Origin of the sequence: Paucibacter sp. JuS9, from assembly GCF_044043925.2 — a bacterium.
Lineage (GTDB): Bacteria > Pseudomonadota > Gammaproteobacteria > Burkholderiales > Burkholderiaceae_C > JAUASW01.
Genome location: NZ_CP194172.1, coordinates 1888517 through 1907458, shown reverse-complemented (window position 1 = coordinate 1907458; position 18942 = coordinate 1888517). Strand labels below are relative to the sequence as shown.

Annotated in this window: 21 protein-coding genes; 11 read left to right on the top strand and 10 right to left on the bottom strand. The window is 64.6% G+C overall.

Features of this window, described 5'->3' with window-relative positions; all coding sequences use genetic code 11:
* Positions 1–114: 114 nt before the first annotated feature.
* Positions 115–1323 carry a BaiN/RdsA family NAD(P)/FAD-dependent oxidoreductase gene (locus ABT392_RS08450; RefSeq protein ID WP_395386033.1) on the bottom strand — a complete coding sequence of 403 codons (1209 nt, stop codon included), beginning with the start codon at positions 1321–1323 and terminating at the stop codon, positions 115–117.
* Positions 1324–1623: 300 nt separating this feature from the next.
* Here ABT392_RS08450 and ABT392_RS08445 point away from each other — a divergent pair, with 300 nt between their 5' ends.
* Entirely contained in the window at positions 1624–2658 is a 1035-nt protein-coding gene (locus tag ABT392_RS08445) for a GGDEF domain-containing protein (RefSeq protein WP_334276643.1), read from the top strand.
* 26 nt (positions 2659–2684) lie between these two features.
* On the opposite strand, the gene ABT392_RS08440 is transcribed toward ABT392_RS08445, so the two are convergent.
* The 8 genes from ABT392_RS08440 to ABT392_RS08405 form a co-directional block, all read right to left on the bottom strand.
* Entirely contained in the window at positions 2685–3494 is an 810-nt protein-coding gene (locus tag ABT392_RS08440; RefSeq protein ID WP_395386034.1) for a sulfite exporter TauE/SafE family protein, read from the bottom strand.
* Positions 3494–3940: an EVE domain-containing protein gene (locus tag ABT392_RS08435; RefSeq protein WP_395386035.1), complete on the bottom strand. Its 447-nt coding sequence runs from the start codon at positions 3938–3940 to the stop codon at positions 3494–3496. Before ABT392_RS08435 ends, ABT392_RS08440 begins: the two co-directional genes overlap by 1 nt.
* Before the next feature lie 283 nt (positions 3941–4223).
* Positions 4224–4568 (bottom strand): cell division protein ZapA, encoded by a 345-nt coding sequence (locus ABT392_RS08430; RefSeq protein ID WP_334276646.1) that lies wholly within the window; start codon positions 4566–4568, stop codon positions 4224–4226.
* Between the two features lie 2 nt (positions 4569–4570).
* Positions 4571–4786, bottom strand: a complete 216-nt coding sequence (locus ABT392_RS08425) for a DUF904 domain-containing protein (RefSeq protein WP_334276648.1) — start codon at positions 4784–4786, stop codon at positions 4571–4573.
* A gap of 46 nt (positions 4787–4832) precedes the next feature.
* Positions 4833–5492: an endonuclease III gene (gene nth, locus ABT392_RS08420; RefSeq protein WP_395386036.1), complete on the bottom strand. Its 660-nt coding sequence runs from the start codon at positions 5490–5492 to the stop codon at positions 4833–4835.
* 4 nt (positions 5493–5496) lie between these two features.
* Positions 5497–6171: an electron transport complex subunit RsxB gene (gene rsxB / locus ABT392_RS08415; RefSeq protein WP_395386037.1), complete on the bottom strand. Its 675-nt coding sequence runs from the start codon at positions 6169–6171 to the stop codon at positions 5497–5499.
* On the bottom strand, positions 6168–7475 hold the full coding sequence (locus ABT392_RS08410) for a polyhydroxyalkanoate depolymerase (RefSeq protein WP_395386038.1): 1308 nt from the start codon (positions 7473–7475) through the stop codon (positions 6168–6170). The genes rsxB and ABT392_RS08410 overlap by 4 nt, the downstream gene beginning before the upstream one ends.
* Positions 7476–7627: 152 nt before the next feature.
* Positions 7628–8830 (bottom strand): amino acid aminotransferase, encoded by a 1203-nt coding sequence (locus ABT392_RS08405; RefSeq protein WP_395386039.1) that lies wholly within the window; start codon positions 8828–8830, stop codon positions 7628–7630.
* 152 nt (positions 8831–8982) lie between these two features.
* Here ABT392_RS08405 and uvrB point away from each other — a divergent pair, with 152 nt between their 5' ends.
* The 10 genes from uvrB (at position 8983) to tsaD (ending at position 18197) form a co-directional block, all read left to right on the top strand.
* Positions 8983–11103 (top strand): excinuclease ABC subunit UvrB, encoded by a 2121-nt coding sequence (uvrB, locus tag ABT392_RS08400; RefSeq protein WP_395386040.1) that lies wholly within the window; start codon positions 8983–8985, stop codon positions 11101–11103.
* A complete protein-coding gene (locus tag ABT392_RS08395) occupies positions 11104–11613 on the top strand; it encodes a low molecular weight protein-tyrosine-phosphatase (protein WP_395386041.1) in 510 nt (169 codons plus the stop codon). It begins immediately after the preceding gene.
* 212 nt (positions 11614–11825) lie between these two features.
* Positions 11826–12359: a Fe-S cluster assembly transcription factor gene (locus ABT392_RS08390; protein WP_334276658.1), complete on the top strand. Its 534-nt coding sequence runs from the start codon at positions 11826–11828 to the stop codon at positions 12357–12359.
* Positions 12360–12384: 25 nt separating this feature from the next.
* Positions 12385–13605 (top strand): IscS subfamily cysteine desulfurase, encoded by a 1221-nt coding sequence (locus tag ABT392_RS08385; RefSeq protein WP_395386042.1) that lies wholly within the window; start codon positions 12385–12387, stop codon positions 13603–13605.
* 26 nt (positions 13606–13631) lie between these two features.
* Positions 13632–14018, top strand: a complete 387-nt coding sequence (gene iscU, locus ABT392_RS08380; protein ID WP_334276661.1) for a Fe-S cluster assembly scaffold IscU — start codon at positions 13632–13634, stop codon at positions 14016–14018.
* An 11-nt stretch (positions 14019–14029) separates the two neighbouring features.
* Positions 14030–14353, top strand: a complete 324-nt coding sequence (iscA, locus tag ABT392_RS08375; RefSeq protein WP_334276662.1) for an iron-sulfur cluster assembly protein IscA — start codon at positions 14030–14032, stop codon at positions 14351–14353.
* 64 nt (positions 14354–14417) lie between these two features.
* Positions 14418–14936, top strand: coding sequence for a Fe-S protein assembly co-chaperone HscB (gene hscB, locus ABT392_RS08370; protein ID WP_395386043.1), 519 nt, complete (start codon positions 14418–14420; stop codon positions 14934–14936).
* A gap of 3 nt (positions 14937–14939) precedes the next feature.
* Positions 14940–16796, top strand: coding sequence for a Fe-S protein assembly chaperone HscA (gene hscA, locus ABT392_RS08365; protein ID WP_395386044.1), 1857 nt, complete (start codon positions 14940–14942; stop codon positions 16794–16796).
* A 20-nt stretch (positions 16797–16816) separates the two neighbouring features.
* Positions 16817–17152, top strand: a complete 336-nt coding sequence (gene fdx / locus ABT392_RS08360; RefSeq protein WP_334276666.1) for an ISC system 2Fe-2S type ferredoxin — start codon at positions 16817–16819, stop codon at positions 17150–17152.
* Between the two features lie 4 nt (positions 17153–17156).
* Positions 17157–18197, top strand: coding sequence for a tRNA (adenosine(37)-N6)-threonylcarbamoyltransferase complex transferase subunit TsaD (gene tsaD / locus ABT392_RS08355; RefSeq protein WP_395386045.1), 1041 nt, complete (start codon positions 17157–17159; stop codon positions 18195–18197).
* Here tsaD and ABT392_RS08350 read toward each other — a convergent pair.
* Positions 18190–18603 carry an Hsp20/alpha crystallin family protein gene (locus ABT392_RS08350; RefSeq protein WP_395386046.1) on the bottom strand — a complete coding sequence of 138 codons (414 nt, stop codon included), beginning with the start codon at positions 18601–18603 and terminating at the stop codon, positions 18190–18192. The genes tsaD and ABT392_RS08350 overlap by 8 nt on opposite strands.
* Positions 18604–18942: the final 339 nt, after the last annotated feature.

Here is an 18942-nt window from a genome sequence, read left to right as displayed (position 1 = left end):
CCTCTGAAGCGGTGGTCCGGACTCTCCGCTACCGAATCGACGCGCAGGGTTTTGCCAGCAAAGACGGCGATTGTAGCCCGAAAATCAAACAATTGCCAAAATGCGCCTGGGAATTCAAACAGGAGCCGCCGCCGCGCGCGCGCAGGCTGCCGCGCTGGCCCAGGCCCACTGGAAGTTGTAGCCCCCCAGCCAGCCGGTCACGTCGACCACTTCACCAATGAAATGCAGGCCTGGCACGCGCTGGCTCTCCAGGCTCTGCGAACTGAGTTCACGGGTGTCGACACCGCCGCGCATCACCTCGGCCTTGCGCCAGCCTTCGCTGCCATTGGGCTTCAAGGTCCAGCGCTTCAGCGAATCGGCGAGCGTCTGAAGGTCCTTGTCCTTGCACTCCGGCATCGGGCGGCTGGCGTCGAGCTTCAGCCGTTCTATCCAGGCCTGCGCCAGGCGTGAAGGCAGCAGCGTAGCAAGCTCGTTGCCGAGGTGTCGGCGTGAATTGCCCTTCAATTCGCGCAGCGAGGCGGCGAGATCGGTCTCGGGGGCCAGGTCCAGCTGCAGGTCCTGGCCCTCGGTCCAGAAGCTGGAAATCTGCAGGATGGCCGGGCCGCTCAGCCCGCGGTGAGTGAAGAGCAGGTCTTCCAGGAAGCGCCCCTTGGCCTTGCCTTGGCCGCATGAAAGTTCAACGGGCAGCGAGAGCCCGGCCAGCTCGGCGAACGGTGCCCAGTCCTCCGGCGCAAAGGTCAGCGGCACCAACGCAGGGCGAGGTTCTACGATGCGATGTCCGAAGCGCTGCGCGAGGCGCAGACCCCAGTCGCTCGCGCCGATCTTCGGGATGGAGAGGCCGCCGGTTGCGACCACGACGCGGCGACTCAAGACCTGGCCCCGCGAGGTCTCGATCTCGAATCCTCCTGCAGCGGCCGGGCGCAGGTCGGCCACGGTGCAGGGCTGCCAGCGCTCAACGCCGCCTGCATCGCACTCCTTCACCAGCATCTGGATGATCTGCTCGCTCGAGTGGTCGCAGAACAGCTGGCCCTTGTGCTTCTCGTGGAAAGCGATCCCGTGGCGCTGCACCAGCTCGATGAAGTCCCTGGGCGTGTAGCGGGCCAGGGCCGAGCGGCAGAAATTCGGGTTCTCGGAGAGGAAATTGGCCGGTGTCGCTTCGCGGTTGGTGAAGTTGCAACGGCCGCCACCGGAGATGCGGATCTTCTCGGCCAGCTTGTCTGCATGGTCGATCAGCAGCACGCGCAGGCCCAGTTGGCCCGCAATGCCGGCACAAAAAAGGCCGGCTGCACCGGCGCCTACCACAGTCAAATCGAAGTTCTGCATGAGCTCGGGATTGTCGCCGAGCGAATCCACGGCTGCCGGCAATGCGCTTTTGCCCCCTCAGACAGGTGCTTTTCCCCTGCTGCGCGCGCGCATTTCGGTGCGAACATCGGTCGTTGCATGAGCAGGACAGGTTTCGATGTGGCTACGATCCCGGGCGAGCAAGCTAGGGGGGCGTGGCAAGACTGTCGCATCTGGCACTTGGCGGTGCAGGTAGTGGCATCTACATTCGACCGACCCCGCTCTTGCAGGGATGAATTTTGCAGGCCTGTCGCTTGGACAGGCCGCTGATCTCGAGGGTTCATGGATACATCTGCTTCTGCGCCTGGCGCCAACACGCCACCGCCCATCGGCCCATTCGGCCAATGGCTGACCGGCTTGGCCGTGCCTGAGCAGGAGGCAGCGCAGCGCTTGCTGAGCCTGATCGAGCCGCAAGGCAGCCTGGTGGCGGTCAAGTCGCTGGCCACGGGCCGCTATGTCTACGCCAGTCCGGGTCTGGATGCCTTGTTTGATCGTGAGGCCGGCGTCGTCGGCAGCACCGACAACGAGTTGATGCGCGCCGATGAGGTGGTCGCCATGCGCCGTGTCGAGCAGACGGTGATGGCTCAGCGCACAACCGTGCTCAGCGAGCACAAGCTCGAGCTCGGCGGCCGCCGCCGCGAGTTCTCGGTTACCCGGGCACCGGTCGGCAGCGAATTCCTGATGTCGCTATGGGTTGAGCGCACCGAAGAGCGCCACCGCGAAAGCCACCTGCAGCGCGCCTTGCAGCAGATCGAGCAGCAGCAGAAGGCGCTGGAGCAGTTGCGCCGCGAGATTCAGCTTGGCAGCGGCCGTGATGATGTCTCCGGCCTGTACCTGCGTGCGCAGTTCGACGACCAGTTGCTGCGCGAGATCGATCTGTCAACCCGCGAGCACCGCGAGTTCGCGCTGGTGATGATTGCGCTGGACGGCTCGCCTGCCAAGCTGGAGGCGTTGGGCGCCGAGGCCCAGCAACGCATGCTGGAAGGTGTCGGTCGCATGCTGCGCGCCAACACCCGTGCGATGGACGCGGCCTGCCGCGTCGGCGAGCAGCGCTTTGCGGTGCTGCTGTCGGGTGTGGGCCTGGCCACTGCTCATGCGCGAATGGAGCAATTGCGCCGTCAATGCATGGCGCAGATCGTGGTGCTGAATGGGCAGGACCTGGGCCTGTCCTTGTCGCTGGGCGTTGCCAGCTTCCCGCACACGGCCTCCAAGCAGGAAGACTTGCTGACAGCCAGCGAGGCCGCAGTGCAGGAAGCGCAACGCCGCGGCGGCAACCAGGTCGTGCTGGCGTCCATTCCCTTCGCCGTCCTGCCCTGAGTCGCAGGTTTTGGTTGATCGGCTGATCAGCTGATCAGGCCTTTGTAGAGCATGTAGCCGGCCAGCAGGAACAGCAGGCAGGCGAAAGCGCGCTTGAGCTGCTTCACGTCCAGGGCGTGAGCCGCACGTGCACCCAGCGGCGCCATCGTCACGCTGGCCAGGGCAATCACGACCAGTGCCGGCAGGTAGAGGTAGCCCATCGCGCCCGGCAGCGTCGGCTCCAGGTCCCAGCCGCCGAGCAGATAGCCAAAGGTATTGGCCAGCGCTATCGGGAAGCCCAGGGCGGCGCTCGTCGCTACGGCATTGTGGATAGGCACATTGCACCAGGCCATGAAGGGCACCGAAACAAAGCCGCCGCCAGCCCCCACGAGACCCGACAGCAGGCCGATGCCCGAGCCCACGCCCACGAGGGCGGCGCGCTCGGGAAGCTGTCGGCTCGGCGCGGGCTTCCTGTCGCGCAGCATCTGCAAGGCCGAAAACCCGACGAAGGCTGCGAAGACCAAGGCGAGCGAGGCGCCCTTGATCAGGGCAAAGACACCGGCACCCGCCGCCAGGCCGCCTACCAGGATGCCGGGTGCCATGTGCCGCACGATGTCCCAGCGCACGGCGCCGCGCTTGTGATGGGCGCGCACGCTGGAGAGCGAGGTGAACATGATGGTCGCCATCGAGGTGGCGATGGCCATCTTGACCGACATGTCTGCGTTCACGCCGCGCTGCGAGAGCAGTGCGGTCAGCAGGGGCACCATCAGCATGCCACCGCCAATGCCCAGGAGGCCCGCCAGGAATCCGGACACGAGCCCGAGTCCCAGCAATTCAGCGAGCAGCAAAGCGTCCATCAAACACCCAGCAGCCGGCAGACCTCGGCCCATTCCTGCGGGCTTACCGGTGTGATCGACAGTCGATTGCCCGGTTGCAGCGTGCGCATCGTGGCCAGCTTGGGTGCGGCCTTCATCTCGGGCAGACTCAGAAGCCGGGTCTTCTTGCGAAGCTTCACGTCAACATGAAGCCAGCGCGGCTCGTCGGGCTTGGCCTTGGCATCGAAATAGGGGCTCTTGGTGTCGAACTGACTGGCGTCCGGGTAGGCGCTGCTGGCCACTTCGGCAAGACCAGCGATGCCGGGCTGCGGGCAGGACGAGTGATAGAACAGGACGCCATCGCCGAGCTGCATGCCATCACGCATGAAGTTGCGTGCCTGGTAGTTACGCACGCCGATCCAGGGGACGGTTTGGCCCGGCGCGGCGGCCAGGTCGTCGATCGAGCATTCTTCGGGCTCGGATTTCATCAACCAATAATTCACCGTGGGCCTCGCTGGGTCGGTGGTCTGGAAGGGAGAAACGAAGGGAGAAAGGTGTCCACCGCGAGCCATGAGCCGCATTCCTGAACCCGGGGATTCAGGTGGGCGAGGTCAGCCGAGCTTCGGGTTCATCTGACGCGAGACGATCACACCAACCGGGCGATGTTCCAAGCCCCTGCTCATAGAGCATCGGTCAAGGAAATATAAGACTCACGCGAACGCGATGGACGGTGTGGATTCTACGCGCCGGCCGGGCCCGGCTCAGCGATCTTCAGAGCAACTGACCGTCTTCGGCCAGGGCGGCATCGAGGCGCTGCATCAAAGCGTCGAGTTCGCTTTCAGGCAGGTCTTGAGGCAGGGCGGCTGCCGCTGTACTCGCAGGCACTGTGGCCTTGGGCGCCGCTGCAGGCTTGCTGCCTTGCTCTGCCAGCTGATAGGCCACATTCAGCGCTGCCAGCACGGCGATGCGCTCGCGCGCCTTGACCTTGCCGGCATCGCGGATCGCACACATCTCGCGGTCCACCTGGGCCACGGCGCGGCCCAGCGTGTCAGCGCCGCCTTCGGGGCAGCCCAGCAGATAGCTCTGGCCCATGATGGTGACTTCCATCTGCTTCATATTCAGCTGTTCTTCCCGGGTTCGGTGGTTTCAACGGGCAGGCGCTCGAGCAAGGCGTCGATGCGCGAGCGGGCCGCGCCCAGTCGCGAGCGCAGGCTGTCGCGCTCCTGGCTCAGGGCTTGCACCTGTTCCTGCAGCAGCGTGTTGGTGCGCTTGAGTTCGTCATGGCGCAGCAGCAGCCGCTCTACGCGTTCGAGAAGATCGGTGAGGCTTGGCATGGATGCGTGGCTTGATGGTGGCAGCGCGGGCGGCTGATTGTAGGCGTCAGGCCGGCAGGGTCCGTGCCTCCTTGGCGGCCAGGGCGCGGCCGTGGTCGCAACAGTTGGCAACCGCGCAACGTTCGCACTGCGGCCGGCGAGCCTGGCAGACATAGCGGCCATGCAGGATCAGCCAGTGATGCGCGTCGACCAGGTACTCCGGCGGAATGCGCTTGAGCAGGCCCTGTTCGACGGCCATCACGTTCTTGCCAGGAGCGAGGCCCGTGATGTTGGAGACTCGAAAGATGTGCGTGTCTACCGCCATGGTCGGTTCGCCAAAGGCCACGTTGAGCACGACATTGGCAGTCTTGCGGCCGACCCCGGGCAGGGCCTCCAACGCTTCACGGCTGCGCGGCACATTGCCCTCATGCTGCTCCAGCAGGATGCGGCAGGTCTCGTGCAGGTTCCTGGCCTTGGTGCGGTAAAGGCCGATGGTGCGGATGTAGGCCTCCAGGCCCTCGACGCCGAGCGCGAGAATCTTGGCCGGCGTATTGGCCACCGGAAAGAGCTTGCGAGTCGCCTTGTTGACGCCCACGTCGGTGGCTTGCGCAGACAGCAGCACGGCGGCCAACAGCTCAAACACACTGGCGTACTCAAGCTCGGTCTGCGGCGCCGGATTGGCGCGCTCGAGGATGGCGAAGAACTCGCGGATCTGCTGAGGATTCATGCCCTCATTTTGCGCGAGCCCGCGCGCGCGCCAGGGCGGCTTCGATGATGGCGCGCTTGGCATCCAGGGCCTTGGGATCGGTGAGCTTGGAGGCCGCAGCAATGTCAGCCAGCTTGGCTTGCGCCTTCTGGCGCAGGCGCTCTTCGTTCTCGACCTCGGCGCGAGCCACCCGCATTTGATGGAATTGGTAGCGCTGACGCGCCTCATCGGCTTGCGGCTTGCTCCAGGCCTCCCAGGCGGTGCGACCACCGCTGACCTCGACCATGGAGATGCAGTCGACCGGGCAGGCTGGGATGCAGAGCTCGCAGCCGGTGCATTGCTCGTTGACGATCACATGCATCTGCTTGGGCGCGCCGACGATGCAGTCGACCGGGCAGGCCTTGATGCAAAGGGTGCAGCCGATGCACCAGCTCTCATCAATGACAGCCAATGCGCGCGCGGCTTCGATGCCGTTCTCGGGATTGAGCGCGAGTATTGCCTTGCCGGTCAGAACAGCCAGGCGGCGCACGCCCTCGTCACCACCGGGTGGGCATTGATTGATCTCGGCTTCGCCGGACGCTACGGCCGCGGCATAGCTGCGGCAATCGGGGTATCCGCAGCGGGTGCATTGGGTTTGCGGCAGCGCCTGGTCGAGCTGTTGAACCAGGTTCGCCAGCTCGTCCGGGGCTGTCGAGCTCATCGGCCGGCGGGCTTTCGGGCGCGCTTGGCCGGTGCCGTCGCCTTGGCCGCGGGCGACAAGGGCTTGGCCTGGTACTTGGCGATGAAGTCGCGCACCTCCGGATAGACCTTTTCACGCCAGCGGCGGCCCGAGAAGATGCCGTAGTGGCCGGCGCCGATCGCGTCGTAGTGGAACTGGTGGCCCTTGGGAATGCCTTCGCACAGGTCGTGCGCCGCACGGGTCTGGCCGGCGCCGGAGATGTCGTCCAGCTCGCCTTCCACTGTCAGCAGGGCTGTGGTCTTGATGTCCTGCGGGCGCACCAGTTGGCCGTTCACTTCCCAGGTGCCGTTCACGAGCGCGAAGTCCTGGAACACGGTCTTGATGGTTTCGAGGTAGTACTCGGCCGGCATGTCCAGCACGGCGTTGTATTCGTCGTAGAACTGGCGGTGCGACTCGGCACTGTCGCCGTCGCCGCGCACCAGGTCCAGGAAGTAGTCGTAGTGTGAGCTCAGGTGGCGGTCGGGGTTCATGGCCACAAAGCCGGTGTGCTGCAGGAAGCCAGGGTAGACCGCTCGGCCAGCGCCCGGGAAGTTCGTCGGCACACGGAAGATGACGTTGTTCTCGAACCAGCTGTGGCTCTTGTTCATTGCCAGGTTGTTGACGGCCGTCGGACTCTTGCGGGCGTCGATGGGGCCACCCATCATGGTCATCGTGATCGGGGTCTGTTCGCCGTTGGAGGCCATCAGCGAAATCGCCGCCAGCACCGGCACGGTGGGCTGGCAGACCGACATCACATGCGAGTTCGGGCCGACGTGGCGGATGAACTCCTGCACATACGCGATGTAGTCGTCCAGGTGGAAGGCGCCGACGTCGGTCGGCACCATGCGGGCATCGGTCCAGTCAGTGATGTAGACCTTGTGGTCCTTCAGGAGCGTGCGCACGGTCTCGCGCAGGAGCGTCGAGTGGTGGCCGGAGAGCGGCGCCACGACCAGCACGGTCGGCTGGTCCTTCATCTTGGTCAGCACGGCCACGTCGTCGGTGTAGCGCTTGAAGCGCAAGAGGCGACAGAAGGGCTTGGTGATCGGCACCAGCTCCTGCACAGCCACTTCCACGCCATCGACCTCGACGCCACGGATATTGAATTCCGGCTTCTCGTAGTCCTTGGCCAGTCGGTGCATCAGGTCCAGGCCGGCAGAGACGCGCTGCGCCATCGGCGTGTGCGTGAAGGGCGACAGCGGGTGGCTGTAGAGCTTGGCCGAGGCGCTGGCGAACTCCGAGAAGGGGCTCAGCAGGGCGCGCTGGGTTTCGAAGAACTGATACAGCATGTGGGCAACCTTTGAGCTTGGGGCAGGGCAGGGAAGGCCCTATCTTGCCTCAATTTGTGCAATGCAGCATCAGCACCAATCCGGGGTTTGGGCCCCAGATCGGGGCCTTGGCGCCAAAAAATGGCGCTTTGCGCACATCGATGGAGCGAGCTTCAGCCGCGCATGACGGCCGCCATGGCCGCGGCGACTGCCGGCAGGTTCTTTTCGTTCAGCGCGGCCACGCAGATGCGACCCGAGTCCACACCATAGATGCCGAACTCGCTGCGCAGCCGCTGCATCTGGGCCGCATTCAGGCCCGAATAGCTGAACATGCCCTTCTGGCGGGTGACGAACTCCAGGTCGGCAGTGACGCCAGCGGCCTTCAGGGCCGCCACCAGGGCGCCGCGCATGGCCTTGATGCGCACGCGCATGCCGGCCAGCTCTTCTTCCCACATCGAGCGCAGGGCCGGCGTGCCCAGCACGGTTGCCACGACCTGTGCGCCATGAGTGGGAGGGTTGGAGTAGTTGGTGCGGATCACGATCTTGAGCTGGCTCAGGACCTTGGCCGTTTCGTCAGCCGAGGCGCAGACCACGCTCAGGGCGCCGACGCGCTCGCCATAGAGCGAGAAGCTCTTCGAGAAACTCGTAGAGACAAAGAAGTCCAGACCGGCGGCCAGGAACTGCTGGATTACCGCGCCGTCTTTGGCAATGCCTTCGCCAAAGCCCTGGTAGGCCATGTCGAGGAAAGCCACCAGGCCGCGAGCCTTGACGGCGGCAACAACCTGCTCCCACTGGGCGGCGGTCAGGTCGTAGCCGGTCGGGTTGTGGCAGCAGGCGTGCAGCACGACGACCGTACGGGCCGGCGCTGCGTTCAATGCGGCCAGCATGCCGGCGAAGTTGATGCCGCGGTTCTCGGCGTCGTAGTAGGGATAGGCGTCGACCGTGAAACCGGCATTGGTGAACAACGCGCGGTGGTTTTCCCAGCTCGGGTCCGAGATCAGGACCTTGGCGGCGGGATTGAGCTTCTGCAGGAAATCGGCGCCGATCTTCAGGCCGCCGGTCCCGCCGATGGCCTGCACCGTGGCCACGCGGCCGGCCTTCAGGATGTCGCTGTCCGCACCAAAGACCAGGCCCTGCACGGCCTTGTCATAGGCGGCGATGCCGTCGATCGGCAGGTAGCCGCGGGCTTTCGGGGCGGCCTGCATGCCGGCTTCGGCCTCGGCCACGCAGCGCAGCAGCGGCAGCTTGCCGTTCTCGTCGTAGTACACGCCGACGCCCAGATTGACCTTGGCCGGGTTGGTGTCGGCGTTGAACTGCTCGTTGAGGCCCAGGATGGGGTCACGCGGGGCCATGGCGACGGCGGAGAACAAGGACATGGAAGCTCTTTCCTGACAGTACGGTGGCATGAGGGCTTGGGTGGCAGGCCGGCGTTTCCGGTTTGACTGCGCTACGCTGTCGGGCTGTTGGTTGCCAACGTCAGCGACGCCAATTCTAGGCGGCGGCGGGATGGCAGCTCAGGGAATTCCCGATGCAAAAAGCGACTGCCGTCATGCCCGTTCCAGAGGAAGCCAGCGAAGAGCCGAAGGGCGAGTTCGTCAGCTTCGAAGGCTCGCCGTTCCAGCTTTTCCAGCCATTTCCGCCGGCGGGCGACCAACCCACGGCGATTGCCCAGCTCTGCGAAGGCATCAACGACGGCCTGAGCTACCAGACGCTGCTGGGCGTGACCGGCTCCGGCAAGACCTACACCGTGGCCAATGTGATCGCCCGCCTGGGCCGGCCGGCCATCGTGTTCGCGCCCAACAAGACGCTGGCAGCCCAGCTCTACAGCGAGTTCCGCGAGTTCTTCCCGAAGAATGCGGTCGAGTACTTCGTCAGCTACTACGACTACTACCAGCCCGAGGCCTATGTGCCGCAGCGGGACATGTTCATCGAGAAGGACAGCGCGATCAACGAGCAGATCGAACAGTTGCGCCTGTCCTGCACCAAGAGCCTCCTGGAGCGGCGCGATGTGGTGATCGTGGCTTCGGTATCTGCGATCTACGGCATCGGCAACCCGAGCGACTATCACCAGATGGTGATGACGCTGCGCAGCGGCGACAAGATGGGCCAGCGCGACGTGATTGCCCAGCTGATTCGCATGCAGTACACGCGCAACGAGATGGAATTCAGCCGCGGCCATTTCCGTGTTCGCGGCGACACCATCGATGTGTTTCCGGCCGAGCATTCGGAACTCGCCCTGCGCATCGAGCTGTTTGACGATGAAGTCGAAAGCATGTCGCTGTTCGATCCGCTCACCGGCCAGATCCGCCAGAAGATTCCGCGTTTCACGGTCTATCCGAGCAGCCACTACGTCACGCCCCGGGAAAGAGTGCTGGCGGCCATCGAGACGATCAAGGAAGAGCTGCGCGAGCGGCTCGGCTTCTTCGTCAAGGAAGGCAAGCTCGTGGAGGCGCAGCGCCTGGAGCAGCGCACCCGTTTCGATCTCGAAATGCTGCAGGAGGTGGGCCACTGCAAGGGCATCGAGAACTACTCGCGCCACCTCTCTGGCGCGGCGCCGGGCGAGCCGCCGCCCACGCTGGTGGACTATCTGCCGCCCGATGCCCTGATGTTCCTGGATGAGAGCCATGTCCTGATCGGCCAGTTCGGCGGCATGTACAACGGCGACCGCGCGCGCAAGACGACGCTGTCTGAATACGGCTTCCGCCTGCCTTCGGCGCTGGACAACCGGCCGCTGAAGTTCGAGGAGTTCGAACGCAAGATGCGGCAGGCCGTATTTGTCTCCGCAACGCCGGCTGCCTATGAACAGCAGAACGCCGGGCAGGTGGTGGAGCAGGTGGTGCGGCCGACCGGACTGGTCGATCCCGAGGTCGAAGTGCGGCCCGCCACTCACCAGGTGGACGATGTTCTGCAGGAGATTCGGCATCGCGTCGAGGTGGGCGAGCGCGTGCTGATCACGACGCTGACCAAGCGCATGGCCGAGCAGCTGACCGACTACCTGACCGACAACGGCGTCAAGGTGCGCTATCTGCACTCCGACGTGGACACGGTGGAGCGGGTCGAGATCCTGCGCGACCTGCGCCTTGGTACTTTCGACGTGCTGGTCGGCATCAACTTGCTGCGCGAAGGCCTGGATATTCCCGAGGTGTCCCTGGTGGCCATCCTGGATGCCGACAAGGAAGGCTTTCTGCGTTCCGAGCGCAGCCTGATCCAGACGATTGGCCGCGCGGCGCGCAACCTGAATGGCAAGGCGATTCTTTACGCCGACCGCATCACCGAGTCGATGCGCAAGGCCATCGGCGAAACCGAACGCCGCCGCGCCAAGCAGATCGAATTCAATACGGCCAACGGCATCACGCCGCGCAGTGTGCAAAAGCGGATCAAGGAGCTGATCGAAGGCGTGTACTCGGACAAGCCGGGTCGCGACGATCACAAGTTGATCGCGGCGGCCGAGGTCGAGGAGATGTCCGAGAAGGACTTGAGCAAGCGCATCGTCCAGCTGGAGAAGAAGATGCTGGAGCATGCCCGCAACCTCGAGTTCGAGCAGGCCGCCCGCATGCGCGACCAGTTGGCGCAACTGCGCGAGCAGGCCTTCGGTGCTGCGGTGCACGACAATATCGCGCCGATCGAGGCTGCCAAGGGAAGTCGCTGAGTGATCAAGCCATTGTTGGACCGCATGCTGGGCCGCAAGCCCCGTCTGAGCGTGCTCATGGTTTGCTCGGGCAATATCTGCCGCTCACCCACCGCACAGGCCGTGCTGGAGAAGCGCTTGGCCGAGCTCGGGCTCGACAAGCAGGTGTTGGTCGACTCGGCCGGCCTGGAGAGCTTTCATGTTGGCGAGCCGCCGGACAAGCGTTCGCAAAATCATGCCGCGCAGCGCGGCTACGACCTCTCGCGGCAGCGGGCTCGCCGCTTTGAGCGCGCGGATTTTGCGCGTTTCGATCTCGTTCTGGCGATGGACCAGGGGCACCTCGCCTCCTTGCGCAAGCGTTGCCCGGCCGAGTTGCAGGGTCGGTTGGCCTTGCTGCTGGGTGATGCCGACGTGCCTGATCCGTTCTACGGCGGGCCGTCCGGCTTTGACCGGGTGCTGGACCTGATCGAGCCACGCTGCGCCCAGCTTGCCGGCGAATTGGCCGAGCGTCTCAAGAGCCCGGGCGCCTGAGGCTGGGTCAAACCCCAGCTTTGCCAGGGGCTTGCAGGCCGCGGCGTGGGCGTCCCCAGCAAGCCCGCCCATAATTGAGTAAAATAGTCGGACTTACCCAAGGGTTAACCCGCCAGACTGGCGCTTGAATTCTTGGGATGGGCAGGACCTGAGCACTGGCCGCTGCCAAGGGCTCGATCCGCCGGATCGGGCCGGACTATCAGGAGCTTGATATGCGTCTCACCACCAAAGGCCGTTTTGCCGTCACTGCGATGATTGATCTGGCGCTGCGCGAAAACGGCGGTCCCGTTGCCCTGGCTGCCATCAGCCAGCGGCAGCAGATTTCTCTGTCCTATCTCGAGCAACTGTTCGGCAAGCTGCGCCGCCATGAGCTGGTGGAAAGCACCCGTGGCCCGGGCGGCGGCTATTCGCTGGGACGCAAGTCCAGCGAGATCACGGTGGCCGACATCATTGTCGCCGTGGACGAGCCGATCGACGCCACCGGTTGCGGCGGCAAGGAAAACTGCATGGGCGAAGACACCGGCAAGTGCATCACGCATGAGCTGTGGACCAGCCTCAATGCCAAGATGATCGAGTACCTCGACTCCGTTTCGCTGCGCAAGCTGGTTGAAGACCAGTTGGCCAAGGGCGTGACCATCGAGGAAGCACCCATCAAGCGCGCCATCTCCAGCCAGCCCGTGGTCAAGCCCATCCGCATCACCGCCCCGAATTCGGTCTTTGCCCTCGGCAACGCCTTCAGCAAATAAGCAGCCAGCCAAAAGAAGAAGTCTCATGGACATGACGCCTCACTTCCCCATCTACATGGATTACGGCGCGACGACGCCGGTAGACCCGCGCGTCGTCGACGCCATGATCCCGTGGTTGCGCGAGCATTTCGGCAACCCGGCATCGCGCAGCCACGCCTGGGGCTGGGAAGCCGAAGCCGCCGTTGAAAAGGCGCGCGAGCAGGTGGCTGCGCTGATCGGCGCCGACCCGCGCGAAATCGTCTGGACCTCGGGTGCCACCGAGTCCAACAACCTTGCCATCAAGGGCGCTGCCCACTTTTACCAAAGCCGCGGCAAGCACATCATCACGGTGAAGACCGAGCATAAGGCCGTGCTCGACACCACGCGTGAACTGGAGCGCCAGGGCTTCGAGGTGACCTATCTCTCCGTGAAGGAAGATGGCTTGCTCGACCTGGAGGCGTTCAAGGCCGCGCTGCGGCCCGACACCATCCTGGTCTCGGTCATGTTCGTGAACAACGAGATCGGTGTCATTCAGGACATTCCGGCCATTGGCACGATCTGCCGCGAGCGCGGCATCATCTTCCACGTCGATGCGGCGCAGGCCACCGGCAAGGTGCAGATCGACATGGCCACGCTGCCGGTCGACTTGCTGAGCCTGGCTTCCCACAAGACCTATGGCCCCAAGGGCATCGGCGCCCTGTACGTGCGCCGCAAGCCGCGCGTGCGCCTGGAAGCCCAGATGCACGGCGGTGGCCATGAGCGCGGCATGCGCTCGGGCACCCTGCCCACGCACCAGATCGTCGGCATGGGCGAGGCCTTCCGCATCGCCCGCGAGGAAATGGCCACCGAGGGCGAGCGCATCCGCGCGCTGCAGCAGCGTCTCCTGAACGGCCTGAAGGACATCGAGCAGGTCTTCGTCAACGGCGACATGGAACGCCGCGTGCCGCACAACCTGAACATCTCGTTCAACTACGTGGAAGGCGAGTCGCTGATCATGGGCGTGAAGGGCATTGCCGTGTCCTCGGGCTCGGCCTGCACCTCGGCCAGCCTGGAGCCGAGCTATGTCTTGCGCGCCCTGGGCCGCAGCGACGAGCTGGCGCATTCCTCGCTGCGCATGACCATCGGCCGCTTCACGACCGAAGAAGAAATCGACTACGCAGTGACGATACTGAAAGACCGCGTGGCCAAGCTGCGCGAGCTCTCGCCGCTGTGGGACATGTACAAGGACGGCATCGATCTGAGCACCATCCAGTGGGCAGCACACTGATCGATCGAACGAATTAGGAGAACACCATGGCATACAGCGAAAAAGTCATCGACCATTACGAAAACCCCCGCAATGTCGGCGCCTTCGAAAAGGGCGACGAGACCGTGGGCACGGGCATGGTCGGCGCACCGGCCTGCGGCGACGTGATGAAGCTGCAGATCAAGGTCAACCCGGCCACGGGCCTGATCGAGGACGCCAAGTTCAAGACCTATGGCTGCGGCTCGGCCATCGCCTCCAGTTCGCTGGTGACCGAATGGGTCAAGGGCAAGAGCCTGGACCAGGCGCTCTCGATCAAGAACACGCAGATCGCCGAAGAGCTGGCGCTGCCGCCGGTCAAGATCCATTGCTCCATCCTGGCCGAAGACGCGATCAAGGCCGCGGTGGACGACTACCGCGCCAAGCACTCGCAATAAGGGCTGAGCCGATGTCCGTCACTCTGACCGAAGCAGCTGCACGCCATGTCACCCGCTACATCGCCAAGCGCGGTCGCGGTGTCGGTGTACGCCTCGGCGTCAAGACCACCGGCTGCTCGGGTCTGGCCTACAAGCTTGAGTACGCCGACGAGTTCGCGCCCGAGGATGTGATCTTCGAGGGCCATGGCGTGAAGATCCTGATCGACCCGAAAAGCCTGCCATACCTGGACGGCACCGAACTCGACTTCGTGCGCGAAGGCCTCAACGAGGGTTTCAAGTTCCGCAATCCGCGTGAGAAGGACCGCTGCGGCTGCGGCGAGTCCTTCCGCGTGTAAAGTCCGGCCGGCATCCACAGTGGCGCGGCTTGAAAGGCCGCGCTTTTTGCTTTCTCCACCGACCATGCGCCTCGACGACGACGACTTCAGCCTCTTCGGCCTGCCCCAGCGCTTTGCGCAGGATGCGGTCGATATCGAGGCGCGCTGGAAGGCACTCGCCGCCAAGGTCCATCCGGACAAGTTTGCCGCCGAAGGCGCATCGGCCCAGCGCCAGGCCATGCAATGGGCCCTGCGCGTGAACGAGGCGCACCAGCGCCTGCGCGATCCGCAAAAGCGCGCAGGCTACCTTTGCGAACTGCGTGGCGCGGCCTTGCAGGCCAACGAGAACACAAGCATGCCGGCCGCCTTCCTGATGGAACAGATGGAATGGCGCGAGGCGCTTGATGAGGCGAGCGGCGCGGCCGCCATTGAAGCGCTGGACGAACAAGTGCTGGCCCGTGAGCGCGGCCTTCTGGCCGAAGCCGGCCAGTTGCTCGACGAGAAGAATGATCCGGCCGAAGCGGCCAAGCGGGTGAGGGCGCTGATGTTCGTGGCGCGCTTCCGCGCCGACATCGATAAGCGCCTGGACGCCCTGGGACACTAAGACATGGCTTTGCTGCAGATTTCCGAACCCGGCCAATCGCCTAATCCGCATGAGCGTCGCATCGCGGTCGGCATCGACCTGGGCACCACGCACTCGCTGGTCGCTTCGGTGCGCAGTGGCGTGGCCGAATGCCTGCCCGACGAACAGGGGCGTGTGATCCTGCCCTCAGCGGTTCGCTACCTGGATGAGGGCCGACGCCAGATTGGCGCCGAGGCCTTCGAGGCCCAGGCCGAAGACCCGGAGAACACCATCGTTTCGGTCAAGCGCTTCATGGGGCGCTCACTGGCCGACATCGCCAATCGCGAGAAGCTGCCCTACGAGTTCGAAGACACGCCGGGCATGCTGAGCCTGCAGACGCGACATGGCCTGAAGTCGCCGGTGGAAGTTTCGGCCGAGATCCTGGCGACCCTGCGCTATCGCGCCGAAGACAGTTTTGCCGACGACCTGTTCGGTGCCGTGATCACGGTGCCGGCCTACTTTGACGATGCGCAGCGTCAGGCGACGAAGGATGCGGCGCAACTCGCCGGTCTCAATGTCCTGCGCCTGATCAACGAGCCTACGGCCGCGGCGATTGCCTATGGCCTGGACAATGGCAGCGAAGGGCTCTACGCGGTCTACGACCTCGGCGGCGGCACCTTCGATATTTCGCTCCTGAGCCTTACCCAGGGCGTGTTCGAGGTCGTGGCTACCGGCGGCGATGCAGCACTGGGCGGCGACGACTTTGACCGTGCGCTGGCCGACTGGGCCTTGGCCCAGTCCGGGCGCAGCGCCGAAAGCGCGCATGACAAGCGGGCCGTGCTGGTCGCTGCGCGCCTGGCCAAGGAAGCCTTGTCGGATGTGGATTCCACCGCCTTGCATTGCGTCCTCGATGGCGGCGAGCTCAATGTCATCGTCAGCCGCGCCCAGTTCGAGGCGCTGGCCGAACCTTTGATTGCCAAGACCCTGGCTTCGGTGCGCCGCGTGCTGCGCGATGCCAAGGTGAAGCCCGATGCGGTGCAGGGCACCGTGATGGTCGGCGGCTCCACGCGCATGCCTTGTGTTCGCCGTGCTGTCGGCGAGCTGTTCGGCCGCGAGGTGCTGACCAACCTGAATCCGGACGAAGTGGTGGCGCTGGGCGCGGCCATCCAGGCCAATCAGCTGGCCGGCAATGCCGCCGATGGCGAGATCCTCTTGCTGGACGTGATCCCGCTTTCGCTGGGGCTTGAGACCATGGGCGGCCTGGTCGAACGTGTGATCGAGCGCAATGCCACGATCCCCATTGCCAAGGCGCAGGACTTCACGACGTTCAAGGACGGCCAGACCGCCATGGCCATCCACGTGCTGCAAGGCGAACGCGAACTGGTGAGCGAATGCCGCTCGCTGGCACGTTTCGAGCTGCGTGGCATCCCGCCGATGGTGGCCGGTGCGGCGCGCATCCGCGTGAGCTTCCAGGTCGATGCTGATGGCTTGTTGAGCGTTTCGGCCAAGGAGCTGGGCTCGGGCGTCGAGGCTGCCGTGCAGGTCAAGCCCAGCTACGGGCTGTCGGACGATCAGATTGCGGGCATGCTGAAGGACGGTTTCGCCTCCGCTGAGTCGGACATGCAGGCCCGCGCGCTGCGCGAAGCGCGCGTGGAAGCCGAGCGCATGCTGCTCGCCACGCATTCGGCGCTGACCGCTGACGGTGATTTGCTGACCGATGCTGAGCGTGCCGATATTGCAAGGCTCTTGGCAGCCATGAACGAAACCGCCAAGGGCGAAGACTCGCATGCCATCGATGCCGCCGTCGAAGCGCTGGCCAAGGGCACCGAAGCCTTTGCCGCCGCGCGCATGAACCGCGGCATCCATCAGGCCCTGGCTGGCCGCAACATCGATCAGGTTTAAAGAGTTAGGCAGAGGCCCCCATGCCCATCATCAAGATTCTTCCGCACGCCGAGTACTGCCCGGATGGCAGGTCGGTCACAGCGCCGGCTGGTACTTCGATCTGCGAAGCGCTGCTGGACAACCATATCGACATCGAACACGCCTGCGACCAGGTCTGCGCCTGCACCACCTGCCATGTCATCGTGCGCGAGGGCTTTGCCTCGCTGTCCGAGATGGAAGAGGGCGAGGAAGACATGCTGGACCGTGCCTGGGGCCTGGAGGCCAACTCGCGCCTGAGCTGCCAGGCCATCCTGGGCCAGAAGGACGTGACGGTCGAGATTCCGAAGTATTCGATCAATCACGCCAAGGAAGGCTGAAGCCATGCGCGTGCTGGGTTTCGAGTCGAGCTGCGATGAGACCGGCGTGGCCCTGGTCGAGTTCACCGAGCAGGGCTGCTCACCCAAGCTGCTCGCCGACGCCCTGCACAGCCAGATCTCCATGCACCAGGCTTATGGCGGCGTGGTGCCCGAGCTGGCTTCGCGCGACCATATTCGCCGCGTGATTCCCTTGACCCGCGAGGTCCTGGCGCGTGCCCAAGCCTCGCTGGCCGATGTTGACGTCATTGCGTACACGCAAGGCCCGGGACTTGCCGGTGCCTTGCTGGTCGGCGCGGGAGTGGCTGTATCGCTTGCCGCGGCGCTGGGCAAGCCGACGATGGCGGTTCATCACCTCGAAGGCCACCTGCTTTCGCCCTTCCTGTCCAGCGATCCACCGGAGTTTCCCTTCGTGGCCCTGCTGGTTTCGGGCGGCCACACGCAGCTGATGCGCGTCGATGAGGTCGGCAGCTACGAGCTGCTGGGTGAAACGATTGACGATGCGGCAGGCGAAGCGTTCGACAAGAGCGCGAAGCTCCTGGGCCTTCCCTATCCAGGCGGCCCGCATCTGGCCAAGTTGGCCGAAAGCGGCAATCCGGAAGCCTTTGCCTTGCCTCGGCCGCTGATGCACAGCGGCAAGCCTGACTTCAGCTTCGCCGGCTTGAAGACAGCAGTGTTGACGCAAGTGAAGAGACTGGGCGATGCGCCGACCGAGCAGCAGCGGGCTGATCTGGCGGCGTCGACGCAGGCTGCCATCGTCGAGGTGCTCTTGAAAAAGTCTCTGCTGGCCTTGAAGGAATCAGGGCTGAAGCGCCTGGTCGTGGCTGGTGGCGTGGGCGCCAACAGGATGCTGCGCGAACAGTTGAATGCGGCCTGCGCCAAGCGCGGCATCCGCGTTCACTACCCCGAGCTGAGCCTGTGCACCGACAACGGCGCCATGATCGCAATGGCGGCTGCGCTGCGCCTGCAACGCGGCATCGGTGCAACGGCGCCCAGCGGCGGCGGATTCGAGGTCCGGCCGCGCTGGGCCTTGGGCGAAGTCAGCTGACGCTCAGCTCGCCGGCACCGGCCGGCACGCGCTTGGCCAGGGAGAGGGTCAGCACACCGTTCTCCAGCTTGGCGCTGGAGCCGGCCTGGTCGAGTTCCTGGGGCAGGGCAATGCTGCGCGAGAAGCGGGTCACCGAACGCTCGCGATGCAGGACGCGCTCGCCATCGGGCAGGGCGGCCGGCAGGGCCTGTTCGGCATCGACGCTGACGCGGCGGCCTTCGATGCGGATCTTCACGGCTTCCTTGGCGATGCCGGGCAGGTCCAGCTGCAGGGTGTAGCTCTGATCACTTTCGGTCACGTCCAGCGCCGGGCTGCGCAGGGCGCGGGCATCGGGGTCGACATTGAACAGGCGTTCGATGCGTTGCGACAGGTCGGCGGAATGGCGGGTCATGGGGATCACAAACATGGTCTTCGCTCCTTGGGAAGGTGGGTTGCAAGGCACGCTGAGGCGCCCATGCATCCCAAACTTGGCCCGCCGAGAGGCCTTTCAAGGGCCTGAAGAAATACAGGTTCGAGGGACTTGGAAGCGGCGCGAGCAGCCCCAAGTCCGATCGCTTGGCCATCTTCCAGGTCACCCATTCAGGGCAAGCCCCAGACTTGGGCTACAATCCGCAGGTTTTGCTGTTTGGCCATTCATGGCTTGGTAGTGAATCAAGGCACGGCACGGGTCGGTTTCACCTGTGACCGCAAGTTAAAACCTGGAAACCGTCTGCGAGCAAGCATTGCGCTGCCCAGCGGCTTCCGA